This window comes from Shewanella sp. Actino-trap-3 (assembly GCF_002836275.1).
Taxonomy (GTDB): domain Bacteria; phylum Pseudomonadota; class Gammaproteobacteria; order Enterobacterales; family Shewanellaceae; genus Shewanella; species Shewanella psychromarinicola.
Window position 1 is genome coordinate 3,076,726 of record NZ_PJCE01000001.1, and the last position, 17,822, is coordinate 3,094,547.

Here is a 17,822-nt window from a genome sequence, read left to right on the forward strand (position 1 = left end):
GTTAACTAACCTGTTTGTAAAATAGATTTTTTATCAGCTTAATCGACAAAGCGTCGCTGGGTCGTTCACATCTAGGCCGAGGCGGATTAAACAATCGTTTCTGCGTGCCAGAACGCCTTGTCCAACCCTGTTTAACAAAAAGGTCAGTTTAAGGGGGTGCGACGACACGTTACCACCAATGTAGCGCCTAAATGGTGAATTGGATCCACCATCTTATTTTGTAGGTCATTCATTATCCGAGCGGGATAATCCGCCCAAAAATCAGCTAACAAAAAGACACTAAGCCCTCGATAACAAACTCCTCAGGCAGCTTTTGTAATTGTTTTAACAATAAAGGGTTACCCAGTAAATACGCCAATTCTTGACGGGTAAACAGGTTGGCAATGTTGTGTTGGCATTGTGCCTCTTGCACTTTTACGCGAGTAATCGCTTCGAGCGACTCAACCGCAGAACCTGGTAAGCGATGAGGTTTTTTATCAATAATGGCTAAATGAAGCTCCATTAACTCTGGGTCTTGCAGCAGTGTTGATAAGGTCCACGGCTGAGCAATGGCGTTAATATAATCTTCACGGCGAGATAACGAGTCTAGGCTGAGCTTTGGCGCACATATTTCTTCCGGTGTGGCCAAAATTTGCAGACGCTTGACCCACAACCCCAAACGCTCTGATCCTGTCATGCCAGAAAGCGGCACCGCCAGCCACAAACCAATTAATGCCGGGCTCATCCAAGCCAGTAAGGTAAGTGAATCCAGCACCGCAGCGTAACCTAATAGCGCACCAACCAACATGTGCCAACGATGGCGGTAAATCAGGGTTAACCAGGGTAAGCTGCCGTCGTCACGTCGTTGTGGCGACCAACCGCTATCGCGTCCTGCTAAAATCGATATTACCGCGCCGCAATGGATTAGCATCATTATTGGCGCAATGAGTGCCGACAAAATCACCTCAACTACCACGCTAATCATGGCTTTGCCTCTGCCACCTAATTGTTTACTCATGGTGCTATTTTTCAGTAATAACACCACCCCAAGAATTTTGGGGCCGAACAATATCCCCATAGTGATATAGAACAACCGCAGGGCACGATCTGAGTCCATCACTGGCCAAGTCGGAAACAACGAGAATTGATCGGTGAAATATTCTGGGCGAATAAAATGTGCCTGCAATGCCAGCATTAATCCCGACAAGATCAGCATTAACCAAAATGGCGATGACAAATAGGCCATAATTCCGGTGAGTAAATGTAAGCGACTAACCCAATGCAACCCTTTCGTAAACAGCACTCGAGTGTGCTGTAAATTACCTTGGCACCAACGTCGATCGCGCACGGCTAAGTCGACAATCGAAGGCGGACATTCTTCATAAGAGCCTGGCAGGTCTGCGGCAATTACCACACTCCAACCCGCACGGCGGATCAAGGCTGCTTCAACAAAGTCGTGGCTCATAATATGGCCACCAAAAGGCGGTTTACCTGCAAGGTTGGGCAAGCCTGCGGCACTCATAAACGCCTCAGTACGAATGATGGCATTATGACCCCAAAAGTTGCCTTCTTTGTGCGCCCACCAAGATAGCCCCGTACCAATAACAGGACCATAAATTCGCGCAGCAAATTGCTGTAACCGCGCCATTAAGGTATTGCCATTGATTAAATACGGAATGGTTTGGATAAGTCCGGCGTCTGGATCGGCCTGCATGCGCTGAGCAAGGCTAACGATAGTATGGGTTTCCATTAAACTATCTGCGTCTAGCACCAAAAGGTGATCGTATCTGGCGCCCCAACGTTTACAAAAGTCGGCCACATTACCGGCTTTACGGGCATCATTTTTACGACGACGTCGGTAATAAACCCGCGCATCTTTGCTCACTTGATGACGCAAAATCAAAAAAGCCTGCTCTTCAGCCAACGCAATATCGGGATCGGTAGTGTCACTTAATATAAACCAGTCAAAAGCATGTGCTTCGCCCGACGCCGCCAGCGCCATGGCCATCACTTCAACCGCGGCAAAAACGCGATCGGGTGATTCGTTATAAGTCGGCATTAATATCGCGGTTCGGGTATGCAGCGCTACGGTTGCCGCAGGTACAGATGAGGTGCTTTTCAATAGAATAACAAAGCCTGCTATGCCACCACTAAACGCCAACGCTATCCAACAAAAGTTAACCGCAAACAAGACTAAAACGATGTATTCAAGCGGCGTAATACCGCCGACATTAAATACCGACACCATTTCATAAATCGCCATCACCGAGATAATAAAAGCACTCCCAACCACCCAAAATCGACGTAAGCCGTCAGACTTTACCCCATTGGCAATGGTGCTTTTACGCGGCATGCCTTCAGACAGCACGCGTAAACTCTGCGGCGCCATTGGGCTTGGTCGCTCTAGTGGCATCACTGCGCCGCCGACCAAGTTGATTTCGGTGTCGCTTATCCTAATGTCGCGGGTAATAGTGTCGCGAGTAATAGATTCAGTCTGCATCATGTTTGCTATGACCGAGTCCAACGGTAAAGCCAGGTTTCGACTTCGCGTGGGCCAGTAAACTTAAGCTCAGCACGCAGCTCAATCAATTCCGCATCTTGTGGGTCCATTTCAAATGCCAAACGATAACCATTGTTTTTTGGCTGACGAGACACGACTGCATTGGTGATAACGCCCGCTGAACTTTGGACTTTCACAACGGGCATTTCATCGTTATTGCCGGCTTTAACTTGATAGTCGATAACAAACAAGCGCCTTGGCGTGGCTTTAGCAATATCAGCTCGGCCGCTAGCAGTGCGCGCAATAATAACAGTGCCATCATCTACTTCGGGCTCATCACCCCAAATTAAACGATAGGTAAAATGAAACTCGCTGCCTGCGGCGATAGGTTGTTTGGGTTTCCAATAACTGACGATATTGTCATGAATTTCAGAATCAGTCGGTATTTCGGTCAACACCACCTCACCTGCACCCCAATTTCCGACCGGTTCAACCCATAAACTTGGGCGACGTTCATAGTGAGCTTCGAGGTCTTGATAAGCTTCAAAACTGCGTTCGCGTTGAATTAAGCCAAAACCTTGAGGCGAGTTATCCATAAAGGCACTCACCTGTAATTGCTTTGGGTTAGCCAATGGCCGCCATAAGCGTTCGCCACGACCGTTTAATATTAATAGCGCATCGGAGTCGTGCACTTCAGGCCGGAAATCATCGGTGTTTTGACGACCATTCATCGAGTGTAAAAACATACTCGTGCTAGGAGCCAAGCCCACTTTGACTAACTCTTTGCGCGGAAATAAGGTCGCTTCCACATCGATATGAGTATTATCGCCAGGCCTAACAGAAAATCGATACGCCCCAGCAACGCTAGGACTGTCTAGCAATGCATGCACCACGATTAAATTGCTGTCACTGTTTGGGCGTTCAACCCAAAAGGCACGAAATATAGGAAATTCTTCGCCTTCAGGCTCTGCGGTATTTAACGCTAAGCCCCTTGAAGACAAGCCGTAATCGCTACCTTTACCCAAGGCACGGAAATAACTCGCCCCTTGGAATACCATTAATTCATCAAAATACGCTGGGTTATTCAGCGGGTAATGAATGCGTAAACCTGAATAGCCAATATCTTGTGTCGGTAACTTTTGGCTAAGCACATCGCCAGCAGTAAAAAACCCCGAATTATAGGCCAAATGGGTGGCTTGATTGCCTTCGACCAAGGCAATTTCAATTAAATCTTGGAAATAGAAACCACGATGAAATAGCTGCATTTGATAAGGTAAGCCTTCGGCTTTCCAAATGGAGGCTTCTGGCTTAAAGCGAATATCTCGATATTCATCATAAGAGATTTTGGCCAAACCAGGCGGTAATGGATCATTAAGAGCCACATAAGGTTTTTGGGCTAGTCGGCGGGCTATTTTAACCACGGAATCAGGATCAAAATTGGCCGTTTTCGCAAAACGCACTTTAGTTGGCACTTCTTCGGTATTTTGCGCTTTAAGCGGTAATTTTTCATCTGCGTAAGTCTGCAGCGGTATGGTCACACTCGGTGAGACAGGGACAGTGATAGGCGTGTTTGATTCTTGCGCCGTAAGGTTAAAACAAAGTCCTGCGGCAATGGCTAACGACAAGCTCGTCAGCCCTTTTTTTAGCGTTTTAGATGAAACAAATATGCGAAAATTCAGTAAGCTAACCATAGATAGGCAACCCAAAATAAACAGCGTTAACGTGCATTTTTTAACGCGGTAATTGCTGCAAAATATCTTTGGATACAACCCCACATTAGATTGCGCGAAAGATATCAGAATGGCAAAAAATTGCACAGGCATTTATAGATAAAGCCCACTAACGGTAATAACATTTTAATCTATTGATATAGCCAAATATCACACTTGCTTGCATGAAAAATTAACATAATAATTTTTATATGGTTAAAGCAATCCTAATGTCATCAATCCCAACTACAATTAAATCTATACGACAGATTAATTATTGTTTTTATTACTCATTTTTATGCTGTTCTAGTGTCTGAGTGACAGTGTCTCTTTATTGATTATTGATTATTGATATTAATCATTAGAATTTATAGTTTTATAACAACAAGGTAATAGGTTAGGGAGACAAAATGATTTCAGCGTTATCAGCTAGGTTCAACATCTTGTGCTTAAGTGCATTATTCACTTTGATAATATCTTGTAACGCTATGACTGAAACACTGGAACTCTCCACTCTTGAATGGCCACCATTCACAGGATCACAATTAATTGATGCTGGAATTACCAGTCAAATAGTTGAACAAGCATTAAGCTATGAAGGGCATAAGCTTAACGTCACGGTTTTACCCTGGAATCGTGCCATACGAATGGTGAAGATAGGCAACATTGTTGGTTATTTCCCTGAATATATGATGACTTCAAATGATTTTCTATTTTCTAATTCTTTAGGAATGAGTCCGATAGGCTTACTTGAACGTAAAGCAAAGCCTATCGTTTGGAGTGAAGAGAGTGACTTAAACCAATATGTATTAGGGGTTGTTAATGGCTTTGTGAATACGGTAAAAATCGATAAAATGATACTCGATGGAAGTCAGAAATATGAAACAGCCAACAATGAGAGACAAAACATATTGAAATTGGCAGCTGGACGTATTGATACCATAGTGATTGACGTCAATGTCTACCAGTATTTGAAGTCAGATCCACAAGTAGCAAAAATTACCCCTCTTGTGCAAATGAACAAAAAAGTTCTAAAACAGAAGAGTTTACACATTGCATTTGGTAATAATCCGCAGGGGGAAAAGTGGCTAGCGATTATTAATAGAGGCCTATCAAAATTTGATGTCCAAGCCACTATGGATGCTTCAATACAGAAGACAATTCAGCCGTAATGGGGATAGGGTATTAGGTAAAGGCTCCCTAAGATGTTGTCAACGCAAGCTAGTTGATGTGGAACCACTGTGCTATATGGAGTGTCTATGCATGGCCATGTTGCTTCATCTCGGGCCACTGGGCCGAAAATCACACTTGGCAAACCTATCGGCTAATGCCGAAATTCGCTTAAGCTAGGCGCTATTGAGGCAATTCTTGCCCTTATTATATTACCGCCAAAAAATAAAGTTAATCATTAATCGTTAATCGTGAGTTAGGTGACCGCAAAGCATCACCATGAGAAATAACACCATTAAGAGGGCGACGCCAATAACTGAAATCGCCCCAATAAATGCTTAAATTAATGCTTAAACAATCAGATCCTTCATTAAACCTTCCAACACATCCGCCTGACGGCTCAAACGCTCGATTTCTGAAGCCGTGGTAGTCACTAAGTCCATCACTTGAATCGAGCTACTTCTGACAGAGTCGACATCACTGGCAATATTATCGGCCACAGCACCTTGCTCTTCAGCCGCGGCGGCAATTTCTAAACTTCTATCGGAGATATGCTGATTTTGCTCGGCAATCTCACTAATACTTTGGCTGGCATAAGTCATCAACTGTTCGCTTGACCCCGCTTCGGTGACTGTTTTCGCCATCACGCTCATCACACTTTGGCTATTGGTCTGCAGGGTTTCAATGATTTTTTGGATCTCTACTGTCGCCGTTTGAGTTCTACCCGCTAAGGTTTTCACTTCACTGGCAACCACTGAGAATCCGCGGCCATGTTCGCCTGCTCGAGCAGCTTCAATTGCAGCATTAAGGGCCAGCAAGTTAGTTTGGTCGGAGATGGCATTAATCGTTGCAATCACATCACCAATTTTAGTCGCACTGGTATCGAGTTCAGCAACGGCAACAGAGGCACCACGAACTTCGCCAGCCAAATGATTAATCTCTACTAATGTTTTTTGGATCTGAGCTTGTCCTTGCGTGGTTTTTTCTGTTGCACGCGATATTTGCGTCGACGATTCTTGGGCGTGACTGGCAACCTCTCTGATAGAGACCGCCATTTCTTCAGTGGCACTGGCTAGCGAATCAATGCGGTCTTGCTGCACGCTGGCCAACTGGGTATTTTCATCACTACGAACACGTAACTGGGCACTAATTTGTTGAATAAGCGCAACCGCTTCTTGAGTGGTTTTCACCAACAGATGTTCACGTTCTGAAACCCGATCAACGGTTCTGGCGATCAAATTGAATTCATTTCGTGATGGCGCATAACCAATACGAGCAGCAAGATCGCCCTCGGCTAACTTTCTCAATGCTTCATAAATATGAAATAGGCCGCCGCCAATAAACGTCTTAATATAGTGGGAGCAAACAAGCATCAACAATAAACTAAGGCATATAGCAATGATGTGCCACAGGCCTAATCCAGTCAAAAAGCTGTTGCTACCAACATAACTGAGTGAATAATCCTGACCTGACACCTGAGCTGAAATATCAGTATTACGGTCAATTTTGATCGCGGAATGTTGCAGTACTGGCGCCAATTCGGCTGCGGATAATTGAGTAGCAGATGCCAATTTGGCAATCACATCGACTTGTTTTTGCGCCTCCACAGTACGCTGCGAAGATGCGGCGTCAGTCAAACTCACGCCAATAACCACAATAGCAAACAATGCAGTGAAGAAAAGAACAAGAAAATTTTCCTGTAGTTTTACGTTGATCAGATACTTATCTACCCAACGGAATGCAACCTCTTTCACGATGATATCTCCAACAAAAAAATGAAACAGTGACTACCGAGTGTGGCTTACAAGGTTCCTTCAGCCAGTATTGTTGATATAAAAAACACTCAACTCGATGAATGTTATAAACAATATATGACTATCTCTATCAGATAATTCTAAATGACTAAAGTGATGCCTAGATCACAAAGAATGTTACTCATGACACTTATGGCAACTGAATAATCACAAACTGATAACCTTAGCAAAAGGGGCTTTGTGGTATAAAGAATCGTAAGTATGTCCCGAAATATTGCCTCAGCAAGCTACGCCCGCAATAAACGAACCCAACAAAAAATGACTTAGCGGATCCCGTCCTTGCAAGATTAGAGATAACGTTATCATTATCCCGAGCTTAGGTGAGTATCATTAGTAAGCATTTAACCCGTTCATATATTTCATCGGTGATGTTTTCATGACTTTTTTAAACATGGTAATAAACGCACTTACCGACTCATAGCCTAATAATTCAGAAACCTGTTGCACACTTTGCCTATCTGACAGCGCTTGCAGCGAAGTAATAATATGCAGCTGCGTTCGCCATTTCCCAAATGTCATCCCGGTTTCTTTTGTAATAAGTCGCGCCAATGTGCGCTCTGTTAATGCAAATTGTTCGGCCCATTGCGGCAGTGTTTTTCTCTCGCCAGGCTGACTTATCAATTGTTGGCTCATCGCCTGAATGACCCTATTTTTAGAGAGTACAAAATCTAAATGCTGAATAGGCATCTCAGTAAGTTGCTCAAATAATACCTGCGCAAGCCGGGCGGTTTTGCTGTGTGAACCGTAATGCTGATTGCTCCCAGCAAGCGCAAACATCAGCTCTTTAACTAAGGGCGTAATCGCCAAGGTGCAGGTATTTTGTGGCATACCGGGCATATTGCCATCAATAAATAAGTGGCATAACTCAGCGTTATCTGACGCGCGGTTACTATGAACTTTATTTGCTGGGATCCAAATAGCACTATGGGTTGGCACCATCCACATTTTTGCCGATACCTCACAGGTGACATAACCATGCAAAGCTAAAATTAGCTGCCCTTTGGGATGAGTGTGTAAAGGAATTTCATGGCTAGCACAAGCCTGCTCTATTTTGGCTATAATGGGTTGGTCCATATATTCAAAATTTTTGATTTCATCCCAGCCAATGGTTTCAAACATAGTTTTGTCAGTTTTTAGTTATTTAATGTCACTATTTCTAAATTATATCGCCCGCAAAATCTTTATACTAGCGGCCATTATTTTGCTATAAAAACAAAAGCACCTTATGACGGCACTTACGTTAACTCAAAAACCGCAATCTCGCTTCTCAGGCATATTGCTGGTGATAGGTATTTTGCTTATTGCGGCTAATTTACGCGCCCCTTTTACCGGTATTGCGCCAGTGCTGGAGCAAATTATTAGTCACTTTGGCCTAACCGATCCTCAAGCAGGTTACTTAACCACATTACCGTTAATTGCCTTTGCCGTTATTTCACCGATGGCGGCTTTTTTTGCTCGAAAACAAGGCTTAGAGCATGCCTTGTTTGCCGCGTTAATCCTGATATTGTTAGGCATTGCGACTCGGTTTATCAATTCATCAACCATGCTATTTATCGGTACCGCCATTATTGGCGTAGGCATTGCGATTGCTAACGTATTATTACCAAGCCTCATTAAACGTGATTTTGCCACTAAAGTGGCACTCATGACCTCGGCCTACGTGCTGACGATGGGGGTAACATCAGGTGGTTTTTCAGCGTTGGTATTCCCGCTTAGCCAACTAAACGGTTTGGGCTGGCAACTGGCACTTGGCTCGGCAGGCATCATCACGGTTGCCAGCTTAATTGTGTGGACAGCACAACTGGGCAAACACACTAAACCGACCTATTGCGCACACCAATCGGCACCGTCAAAAAGTGTATGGCGTTATTTACTAGCCTGGCAAATTAGTTTGTTAATAGGCCTAAACTCATTTCTGAATTACATCATCATTACTTGGTTGCCAAGCATATTGACCGATACCGGCCACTCAGCCGTTGAAGCGGGGGCGTATCATGGCGCTTTTCAAATAGCGACAGCATTACCTGGATTAGTATTAATACCACTGCTGGCGAAGTTAAAAGATCAAAGCGCGCTGAGCTTTATTCTGGCACTACTGAGCGCCGGCAGCGCACTTGGACTGCTGTATATGCCTCATTTTGCCTTTGTATGGACGCTAATGTTGGGCTTTTGCTCTGGGGCGTGTTTTATTTTGGGGCTGTCGTTTATTAGTTTACGCACCGATGACCCGCATCAAGCTGCGTCACTTTCTGGTATGTCGCAAAGTGTCGGTTATTTACTGGCGGCAGTTGGTCCCATGGTGGCAGGCGCGCTGCACACTGCAACAGGCAATTGGGATGCGCCATTATGGTTATGTGCTATTGCAGCTGTGTTGTGTGCGTTATGCGGTTTAGCTGGCGGCAGAAATACCACCTTACATAAGTCGGCTAGCTAGTAACTATAACTATGGCCGCTTACTGAACGCAGGTTTTCTATTAAAATTTGTTAGCGGCTTGGCCTATCGTTGCCAAAAACGTTAAGCGATGCGACAGCCTCAAACAAAAGACAATTTTTAGCTCAATGATTAGTCAAATACTTAAGTATTAGAAAATAACAGGATATCCATAATCAGTTAGCGATGCCGTATTGTTTAAACCTAAGTGAATATCGCGCTTTTTATGCCTTTTAAGCCGATGTATAAAATAAAATATCTTAACGGTGAAATATTTCACTCAGTTAATCTGTCTATACTGATTACTTATCCCATTAGGAACAACACTAATGGCTACTCGTCGATATAAAATACTGTCAAAAATCTGCTTACTTTTCAGTGTTTTTTTGCTGGTAATTTAGACGATTTATTTACTTTTCAAGTCAAAGTAAAACAAGGGCCTGAAGGTAAGCAATGGCTAATCGATAACAAACCTGATGCTAAAGCATTTTTTGACTTCGTAAAACAGCTGCCACCCGCTGCCAGTTTGCCAATAGCCCGTATTTCGGTGTGAACAGCTTTTTATTCACAACCAGGAATAGCGGCGTAGTATCAGGGCGTTGGATTTTTGAACCGGTCGACGGTGTGGTCAATTTATAATGTTGCCACAACAGTATTGCGAACAAAGTTAAAAGTAGGATAGCTAAATGATAGCGACTAAAGACTAGAGTAATGGAGAAATATTCCGGCAGATTATCTTGACGCGCCAGTTTTAACCTCGTTGTATATTAATACACCCCATGTAGCGGCTTACAACACAAAACATACAAGTATGCTTTATATAATCACTTAACTTTACATCAACAGGTGTCTTAATTAAAAATTAACATTATCAGTTAGTCAAACAAGCTTGTTAATGTAGCAAACGCTAAATTAACACTGTAATACCTTGATTCTAATTTTGTTCGTTTATTATGTATGCGAAAATAACGGCAAGATCGAGATGATTCCTCCTTTCGATTCATATTCTAAATTCAGCTGCCAAATGGCTGTATTTATTTCCGTATTTAAATTTAAGTAAACGGCAGTAATAGTACTCAATATGAATTCATATTCACTAAAGAAAAAGATATTGTTATCGGTTGTCCTTGCCCTTACCGTTGTCATTACATTGCTATCGTGGCACAGCTATTCAACCCAAAAAAACTTGTTACTGCAAAGTAGTGTTGATCAGGTAAGTGAATCGGGTAAACAACAAGCGATGCGAATTGAACAATGGTTGGCTGATCGCCAGCGTGTTATCACCTCAGTTGCCACTAAGGTCGAAGGCGATACGCTCAATGCATTGCAGCAAGCACAAGTATCTGGCGATTTTCAGTTGACCTATTTTGGTGACAGCAATGGCGTAATGGTCGACTCAGATCCGAGTATTGATCGTACCGGCTACGATCCTAGAATTCGTCCTTGGTATCGTCAAGCACAACAAGCTCGTGGAGCCATCATTACCAAGCCTTACTTGGACGTAGCCTTCAATGTATTGGTGGTTACTATCGCCCAACCAACTCGTAATGGTGTTGTCGGTGGTGATGTATCTATTGCCAGTTTAGTGGATAGCGTCAACAGTATGTCGCTGCCAGCCAACGGCTATGCCATCATGATGCATAAAGACGGTACCGTAATTGCCTATAAAGACTCGAGTAAATTGATGGGTAAAGTTACCGGTATTGACGCTCAGCTAAACAGTCAATTAATCCAATCGAGCCACCAGTCAGGTCAATTTGCTCCAGCCTATTTTGACTCTGAAGGCCGAGATAAACTGCTATGGGGCGAGGAGATACCTAATACAGATTGGCAGCTCGTTTTTGTACTCGACAAACAAACTCTAGAAGCACCACTGGCTAGTTTAATGTTTACCCAATTAGGCTTGGCTGCGTTAGTACTGATGATAAGTGTGCTATCAATTTCATGGTTATTAAGTCTGTTACTTGGACCATTAAGCCGAGTGTCTCAAGCGCTATCACGTATCGCTGACGGCAATGGTGATTTAACCCAACGCATTACAGTCGACAGTCAGGATGAAGTAGGCATATTGGCAGACAGCTTCAACCGCTTTGTGAGCAGTCAACATCAACTGATCAGTCATATTCGTCAACTGGCGACTGAACTGGATTTAGATGCAGAGCAGAGTCTACTCACCAACCAAGCGAGTGTTGATAAGTTACAACGCCAACAGCAAGAAGTGGCAATGGTTGCCACTGCCGTGACTGAAATGTCGAGCGCGACGCATGAAATTGCAGCCAATGCAGAAAGTACGGCAGCGGCGGCGCAGCAATCAGCCCAGAGCAGCACTCAGGGTAAAGGTTTGGTTGATAAAACCCGCACCACGATTAATTCATTAGCATCTGAAATCGATGAAACCACTACCGTGATGGGTGAATTGAGCCTGCATGCACAAGCCATTTCTGGCATTTTAACTACTATTCAGGGGATTGCTGAGCAAACTAACTTATTAGCACTCAATGCAGCCATTGAAGCTGCTCGTGCCGGTGAGCAAGGCCGTGGTTTTGCTGTCGTCGCAGATGAAGTGCGAGTGTTATCGCGCCGAACTCAAGACTCTACCGCAGAGATTTATACCACTATTGAAACCTTGCAAAATACCACCAAACAAGCGGTTAACTTGATGGATAGCAGCAAGGGATTAGCCAATAACAGTGTTGATGATGTTAACGCTGCTGCACAAGCCCTCGAAGAAATTACTCAAGCGGTGAATGTGATTTCTGATATGGCGGGTCAAATAGCCATAGCAGCAGAGGAGCAAACACAGGTAACGAGCGAAATAACGAAGAATACAGTCGCGATAAAAGATGTCACCGATGAGATCACCTCGTCGGCTATGACCCATTTAGACCAAGCTAAAATGCTCAAAGACCGTGCGACAGATTTGAGCAAAAAAGTCGCCACCTTCATTTTGTAAACATGTTTTACTGGTCTAGTGCAGGCTTATTACTAAGCAAGAGCATCCTGCCTAGTGCCAGTTAATATCTGGATAAGTCTTTTGAGGTAAAAGTGAGTTGGCTTTGCCTCAAAGATTTACCAACACAATCCATATTCAAAACCTCAAAGCCATCAGTAATAACTTAATACACTAATATTTAACGCTAAAATAGTGCCTATTTCATCGCGGATTTGACATAAACGTCAAATCGATTTTTCTTAGTTGCGATAACCATCGACGGTTTTACCCCATCAAGATCTTCTGCATAATCGGGACGCTTTACGACCACTCGTTTTGTGGCTAACGCCATTGCAGGCGCCAGCAAACCATCGGCATCTAGGTCTGCGCCGACAAGGGTTTGAAATACGCGCATCTCTTTTTTAACCAGAGCTGATTTTTCGCGGTGTGGGTACATGGGGTCGAGGTAAACCACATCAATTTCGGTGCCAGATGCTTGAGCGGCGTCTGCTAATGCACTAATACTTGAACCGTGAAATAAGCTCATAAGATCGCGCATCCACTCGCCTATTTCAGCATCTTCATAGGCTCGACGTAAACCGTCTTCTAACAAGGCTGCGACCACGGGATGACGTTCAACCATAATCACTTTGCAACCTAGGCTGGCCAATACAAAGGCATCACGGCCTAAGCCAGCAGTGCCGTCGACAACGGTTGGCGTGACGCCTTGCTTTAGTCCGACCGCTTTGGCAATTGATTGGCCTCGACCACCACCAAACTTGCGTCTATGCGCCACCGCACCAGAGACAAAATCGACACTAATGCCGTCAAGCTTAGGCTCATCACGCTTATGCAAACTTAAGCAATTTTGCTCAAAACGTAATTCAAAAGCAGCGTCGTTGTCCCACACCAAGTGCCAGCACTGGGCGATATCGACTAATGAAGGATACTGCTGATTAAAGAAGATAGGTGTCTGCAACAAGATGATTACCATGCCAATGTAAGAAACTACGCCATTATGCCAAAAGCCATCACTAGTGAACACCTATACCTCGCGCGCTAGACCACTTATAATGTCACTATTACACAGTTTTACTGTCTCATTTAGTTAATGGAAACGCCCATGCTCAGTTATCGTCACGGTTATCATGCAGGCAATTATGCCGATGTACTTAAGCACGCAATGCTTATTCAAGTATTAAAAGCGATGCAGAAAAAAGATAAACCTTATGTGTATATCGATACTCATGCAGGCGCAGGCGCGTACTCGTTAACCGATGAGTTTGCCCAAAAGACCGGTGAATACTTAGAGGGTGTTGCCAAATTATGGGACCACGCTAATTTACCCAGCGCATTAGCCGATTATGTTGAATCGGTACGACACTTTAACGCTGAATTTGATGGCGAGTTAACGGTTTACCCTGGCTCACCGGCCATTGTCGATGTTGAACTTCGCCCGCAAGACCGTATGGTGTTACACGAACTGCACATTACTGATCATGAATTACTTGAAAATTATTTTATTAAAGACAAGCAAGTCAAAGTCATTAAAGGCGATGGTTTGCAGGGATTAATTGCCGCGGTACCGCCATTAGAGCGCCGCGGAGTAATATTAATTGACCCTAGCTATGAAATGAAAACTGACTATCAAGATGTTGCAGAAACCATGATTAAAGCCCATAAGCGTTTTGCGACTGGGACATTTATTTTATGGTATCCGGTGGTTAAACGTGAGCAAACTGAGGCGATGTTAACCCTGCTCAAAAATAGCGGCATTAAGAAACAACTGCGTATTGAGCAAGCGATTAATGCCGACAGTGATGAGTTTGGCATGACGGCTGCAGGTTTATGGGTGATTAATCCTCCTTGGCAAATGGATGTATTGGCTAAAGAAGCACTGGATTATTTAGCACCTTTATTAGGCCATGCCGACGGAAAAACGACGGTAAAATGGGAAGTGGGCGAATAATTTACCCTCTCTAGGGTTTATTTCTGCTGTGCAATATTAATCATGATGCCTGATATATCAAGATGCCCAAACAGCAGCAACTGTTTGGGCATTTTTGATGATTATCTTTAATATACATTACGGATTTTTATTTAAAAAATGCCCCTGCAGCGCCTGGAAATACCACTGGGCTGACATTACCATTGGCAGCGACACTCGCGACGCCAAATAGATAGTTGTCGATAACCATATTATCTAAGGTGAACTGATCCACTTTGCCGACATAGCGACTATGAGTCCATTGTGGCACTGTCGTTAATCGCCAATAAATGCGATAGCCGACAATGGTTTTATCGTCACTCTTTGCCCAGCTTAACGTAGTGCTCGGTGACACTTGCCCTGCAATGGTAACCTTGGTTGGCGGCGCGGGCGCCCACGCCATTGAGGCTAAACTAAGGGCATTTAATGTGGTGAGCTTAGCAGTAAAATCAAAATCTACCCCGTCAATCACATCACCATACGCAATGCCGTTTTCAACACGAATATCTTGATGTTGGCGATTATAGTTCTCGTTGGTTTCCATGATACGAACGGCAGGTAAACCGGCCTGATTAAACGGTAAATGATGACCACCACGGCCAAAGCGGTCGAGACGATACACTAGCATCACCTCCAAATTAGTCATGTATTGGTCAGCTAATGACTTAATTTTACGGGCTAGATTACGTGACGCGGAATCATTCTCGCCGCCGCTAAAATAACGCTGTTTGGCTTCTTCAGCGGTTTCGGTAAAACGTACCCCCTCAGAAAACACCCGTACACTACTATTATTAATCACCCCATTAATGCCAGAGATATTGCCAATCATGTCATTGTTTAATACTGCTTGAACCTGCCAATTTTGCGCTTTGGCATAGTCAGCTAAAATATTACCGCCATACAAGCCTTGCTCTTCGCCCGACAACGCCGCATACACAATCGTGCCGTTAAATTGATATTTTGACAATACTCTGGCAGCTTCTAGCGCTCCAGCAACACCCGATGCATTATCGTTTGCACCAGGAGAAACCGACGTCGCATCCAATACATCACTGACACGCGAATCAATGTCACCGCTCATCATCACTACGCGCTTAGGGTCGGTTTTACCGCGTTGAATGGCGATAACGTTAACCACTTCAGTTGGGTTCGCAATTCGCTTGCCTTGAACTGTGTCACCCACAGTAATAACCTCTAAACAACCGCCGCACTCTGTTGATATCCGCTTAAATTCTGCTTCAATCCAACGCCTTGCCGCGCCAATACCTTGTTTGTCCGATGCAGTATCTGACAAGGTATGGCGGGTACCAAAACTGACTAAAGTGCGAAGATCTTGTTCAATTCGTTTGGCTTGTGGTGCGCTAGCAATGTCGTATAAACGCATATCTTCTTGTGATGGGGCGACTAGCGATGATTTGTCTGCAGCAAATGCGGGTAACGCCGCAGCCCCTAATACCAATAGCCCAGTAATACTGGCCATACAATAACCGTTAGTACGACTCATTTTAACGCGCTTAGGTTGAACGTTTTCAATTAGTTGATTCATCAATAAATACCTTAAATTAACTGGATAATGCTTTTTGGTAACGTTTTAATAAGATTTTTACCCGCATCACATAAGCTTGTGTTTCAGGATAGGGCGGTATACCGCTGTATTGCATCACAGTAGTCGGACCGGCATTGTATGCCGCACAGGCTAAGTCGATGTCGCCGTCAAACTGACTTAATAACTGGGCAAGATAACGGCTACCACCGCGAATATTTTGTTGCGCATTAAAAGGATCATCCACCCCCATGTCCTTGGCAGTCCCTGGCATTAATTGCATCAGGCCTTTGGCGCCAGCTTTTGATAGCGCTCGCATTTTAAATGCCGACTCTGCATGGATAACGGCGCGGATTAATGCCGGGTCTAACTGATATTGGCGCGCAGCCAACGCAACGTCGGTAGTAAAAGGTGAGGTAAATAGTGGGATCTTATACCAGTCGATAACCGAATCGACTCGACACGCAAAGCATTCATACAGTAAAACTTGAAAGTCTTGATGTGATGGTTGCTGATCACTAAATACCATCACGCCGTTGGTTTGCTTGTATTGATATACTTTACGTTTTTCAACGCCAAAATCACTGACAATACCATTTTCGGAGTAAAGGGCCTTCACCCTAGGCTTACTTGGAACCCCGCTCGGTTGCGTTAACGGATAATCATTGGTCAGGGTGCGTTGTTGCGGTGTTTCGCCGACAAAGCCGGCGTCCAATAACCATTGATCATTCGCAGGCTGATCATTCACCGATGTAGTTTTACCTTGATTCATCACATTATTCACTTCGAGAGTCGGCGCGATGAGATTTTCAGTAGTAGTACGTTGAGATGGTTGTAACGATAACTGTTTTTTTACTGTGGTTTGCTCAGGAATAAACTTAGCGTTGATTTGCGGTTTTACAACCTCTTCTACGGCAGGATGAACCACTTGTTTGGCTTGTACATGCACTTGTACACAAGCACAAGACAACAGCATACCGATACCCAATAGCGTCTGCCGATTACGCCATATCATTGGGCTAATCATGCACTTGATCAAATATCGGCATCGGCGCGATACGAGCCAATTTAGCCACAGCAGCACCAGGGAAAATTTTAACGCCACTGTTCAACTCATCGACAGCTTTACGATAAAAATCTTCTGCGTGAACAAAATCGAGTTCTAATTGTAAATATTCGGCAAGCTTGTCTTCACTCAACTTGTCTTTATTCACCGTAGCTAATAACGCCTCTAAACCTTGATCAATTTGTTGCCAAGCAGCAATCGATACTGACAAAGAGCCGCCCGTCACGTTTGACGCTTCAATGGGTTGTCCCCAATCATGCTGAGGTTGCAGTTGTTTTAGTTGCTGTAATTGGGCTTGCTGATCATCCGTTAAGGGATGGTAAGACGGTCTGGCCTGACACAGCTCAGTAAACAGCGTCAATCGCATATCAATTCTTGAGTCGATCACTTTTAGTGCTTCAATGGCTGAAGTGCGTTTTTTAAGTAAACTGGCATACCAAAGATAAGCCAAAATAGTGGCTAAAGTAAGGCTAAGTAACAGCGCCTGCATGATGACATCCTTTATTCTTGTTATTAGCTATCATAATCATAATTTAATCAAAAGTTCATCTTTATCGGCGCAACCTTAGCGAAAAAACAACCACTAAAGTATAAACCCTGTGCCTATAGATGTTAATAAACTGTTTTGATTAAGATCTTAACTATAACACAAGTATCCGCACTGGCACGGTCAAACATTCTACAGTTAAAT

General features: G+C 44.0%; 11 protein-coding genes and 2 pseudogenes. 5 read left to right on the top strand and 8 right to left on the bottom strand.

The features are described from left to right. Positions 1–265 precede the first annotated feature (265 nt). Together mdoH and CXF80_RS13175 are read right to left on the bottom strand one after the other, a co-directional pair. On the bottom strand, positions 266–2,479 hold the full coding sequence (gene mdoH, locus CXF80_RS13170) for a glucans biosynthesis glucosyltransferase MdoH (protein WP_101033290.1): 2,214 nt from the start codon (positions 2,477–2,479) through the stop codon (positions 266–268). Between the two features lie 8 nt (positions 2,480–2,487). After that, positions 2,488–4,170 carry a glucan biosynthesis protein G gene (locus tag CXF80_RS13175; RefSeq protein WP_101034773.1) on the bottom strand — a complete coding sequence of 561 codons (1,683 nt, stop codon included), beginning with the start codon at positions 4,168–4,170 and terminating at the stop codon, positions 2,488–2,490. A 428-nt stretch (positions 4,171–4,598) separates the two neighbouring features. Here CXF80_RS13175 and CXF80_RS13180 point away from each other — a divergent pair, with 428 nt between their 5' ends. Then, positions 4,599–5,360, top strand: a complete 762-nt coding sequence (locus tag CXF80_RS13180) for a substrate-binding periplasmic protein (protein WP_101033291.1) — start codon at positions 4,599–4,601, stop codon at positions 5,358–5,360. A gap of 348 nt (positions 5,361–5,708) precedes the next feature. On the opposite strand, the gene CXF80_RS13185 is transcribed toward CXF80_RS13180, so the two are convergent. Beyond that, positions 5,709–7,112, bottom strand: coding sequence for a methyl-accepting chemotaxis protein (locus CXF80_RS13185; protein ID WP_101033292.1), 1,404 nt, complete (start codon positions 7,110–7,112; stop codon positions 5,709–5,711). Positions 7,113–7,502: 390 nt separating this feature from the next. Beyond that, positions 7,503–8,291: an AraC family transcriptional regulator gene (locus CXF80_RS13190; RefSeq protein WP_101033293.1), complete on the bottom strand. Its 789-nt coding sequence runs from the start codon at positions 8,289–8,291 to the stop codon at positions 7,503–7,505. Positions 8,292–8,397: 106 nt separating this feature from the next. On the opposite strand from CXF80_RS13190, the gene CXF80_RS13195 reads away from it, so the two are divergent. From CXF80_RS13195 to CXF80_RS13205, 3 genes and pseudogenes are all read left to right on the top strand, one after another. Further along, on the top strand, positions 8,398–9,606 hold the full coding sequence (locus CXF80_RS13195) for an MFS transporter (protein WP_101033294.1): 1,209 nt from the start codon (positions 8,398–8,400) through the stop codon (positions 9,604–9,606). A 379-nt stretch (positions 9,607–9,985) separates the two neighbouring features. After that, a pseudogene (locus tag CXF80_RS20500) lies at positions 9,986–10,239 on the top strand (catalase family peroxidase); the annotation flags it as partial. Between the two features lie 445 nt (positions 10,240–10,684). After that, the gene (locus CXF80_RS13205) at positions 10,685–12,556 is read left to right on the top strand and encodes a methyl-accepting chemotaxis protein (protein ID WP_101033295.1); all 1,872 of its coding nucleotides are present in this window, start codon (positions 10,685–10,687) and stop codon (positions 12,554–12,556) included. Between the two features lie 196 nt (positions 12,557–12,752). Here CXF80_RS13205 and CXF80_RS13210 read toward each other — a convergent pair whose 3' ends face one another. Next, positions 12,753–13,529: a class I SAM-dependent methyltransferase gene (locus CXF80_RS13210; RefSeq protein WP_198554828.1), complete on the bottom strand. Its 777-nt coding sequence runs from the start codon at positions 13,527–13,529 to the stop codon at positions 12,753–12,755. A gap of 129 nt (positions 13,530–13,658) precedes the next feature. Between CXF80_RS13210 and CXF80_RS13215 the strand changes: the two genes are divergently transcribed. Further along, complete coding sequence (locus tag CXF80_RS13215) at positions 13,659–14,504, top strand: 23S rRNA (adenine(2030)-N(6))-methyltransferase RlmJ (protein WP_101033296.1); 846 nt, start codon at positions 13,659–13,661, stop codon at positions 14,502–14,504. Positions 14,505–14,631: 127 nt separating this feature from the next. Here CXF80_RS13215 and CXF80_RS13220 read toward each other — a convergent pair whose 3' ends face one another. The 3 genes and pseudogenes from CXF80_RS13220 to CXF80_RS13230 all read right to left on the bottom strand — a co-directional run bounded on the left by CXF80_RS13220 (position 14,632) and on the right by CXF80_RS13230 (position 17,621). Further along, positions 14,632–16,002: a M28 family peptidase gene (locus tag CXF80_RS13220; RefSeq protein WP_372491461.1), complete on the bottom strand. Its 1,371-nt coding sequence runs from the start codon at positions 16,000–16,002 to the stop codon at positions 14,632–14,634. An 82-nt stretch (positions 16,003–16,084) separates the two neighbouring features. Then, a pseudogene (locus tag CXF80_RS20630) lies at positions 16,085–16,714 on the bottom strand (lytic transglycosylase domain-containing protein); the annotation flags it as partial. A 370-nt stretch (positions 16,715–17,084) separates the two neighbouring features. After that, on the bottom strand, positions 17,085–17,621 hold the full coding sequence (locus tag CXF80_RS13230; protein ID WP_101033298.1) for a hypothetical protein: 537 nt from the start codon (positions 17,619–17,621) through the stop codon (positions 17,085–17,087). Positions 17,622–17,822: the final 201 nt, after the last annotated feature.

Bases quoted from the DNA above. Each gene is read 5' to 3' on its own strand.
- mdoH (WP_101033290.1), bottom strand. From the start codon at position 2,479: ATGCAGACTGAATCTATTACTCGCGACACTATTACCCGCGACATTAGG.
- CXF80_RS13175 (WP_101034773.1), bottom strand. From the start codon at position 4,170: ATGGTTAGCTTACTGAATTTTCGCATATTTGTTTCATCTAAAACGCTA.
- CXF80_RS13180 (WP_101033291.1), top strand. From the start codon at position 4,599: ATGATTTCAGCGTTATCAGCTAGGTTCAACATCTTGTGCTTAAGTGCA.
- CXF80_RS13190 (WP_101033293.1), bottom strand. From the start codon at position 8,291: ATGTTTGAAACCATTGGCTGGGATGAAATCAAAAATTTTGAATATATG.
- CXF80_RS13195 (WP_101033294.1), top strand. From the start codon at position 8,398: ATGACGGCACTTACGTTAACTCAAAAACCGCAATCTCGCTTCTCAGGC.
- CXF80_RS13205 (WP_101033295.1), top strand. From the start codon at position 10,685: ATGAATTCATATTCACTAAAGAAAAAGATATTGTTATCGGTTGTCCTT.
- CXF80_RS13210 (WP_198554828.1), bottom strand. From the start codon at position 13,529: ATGGTAATCATCTTGTTGCAGACACCTATCTTCTTTAATCAGCAGTAT.
- CXF80_RS13215 (WP_101033296.1), top strand. From the start codon at position 13,659: ATGCTCAGTTATCGTCACGGTTATCATGCAGGCAATTATGCCGATGTA.
- CXF80_RS13220 (WP_372491461.1), bottom strand. From the start codon at position 16,002: ATGGCCAGTATTACTGGGCTATTGGTATTAGGGGCTGCGGCGTTACCC.
- CXF80_RS13230 (WP_101033298.1), bottom strand. From the start codon at position 17,621: ATGCAGGCGCTGTTACTTAGCCTTACTTTAGCCACTATTTTGGCTTAT.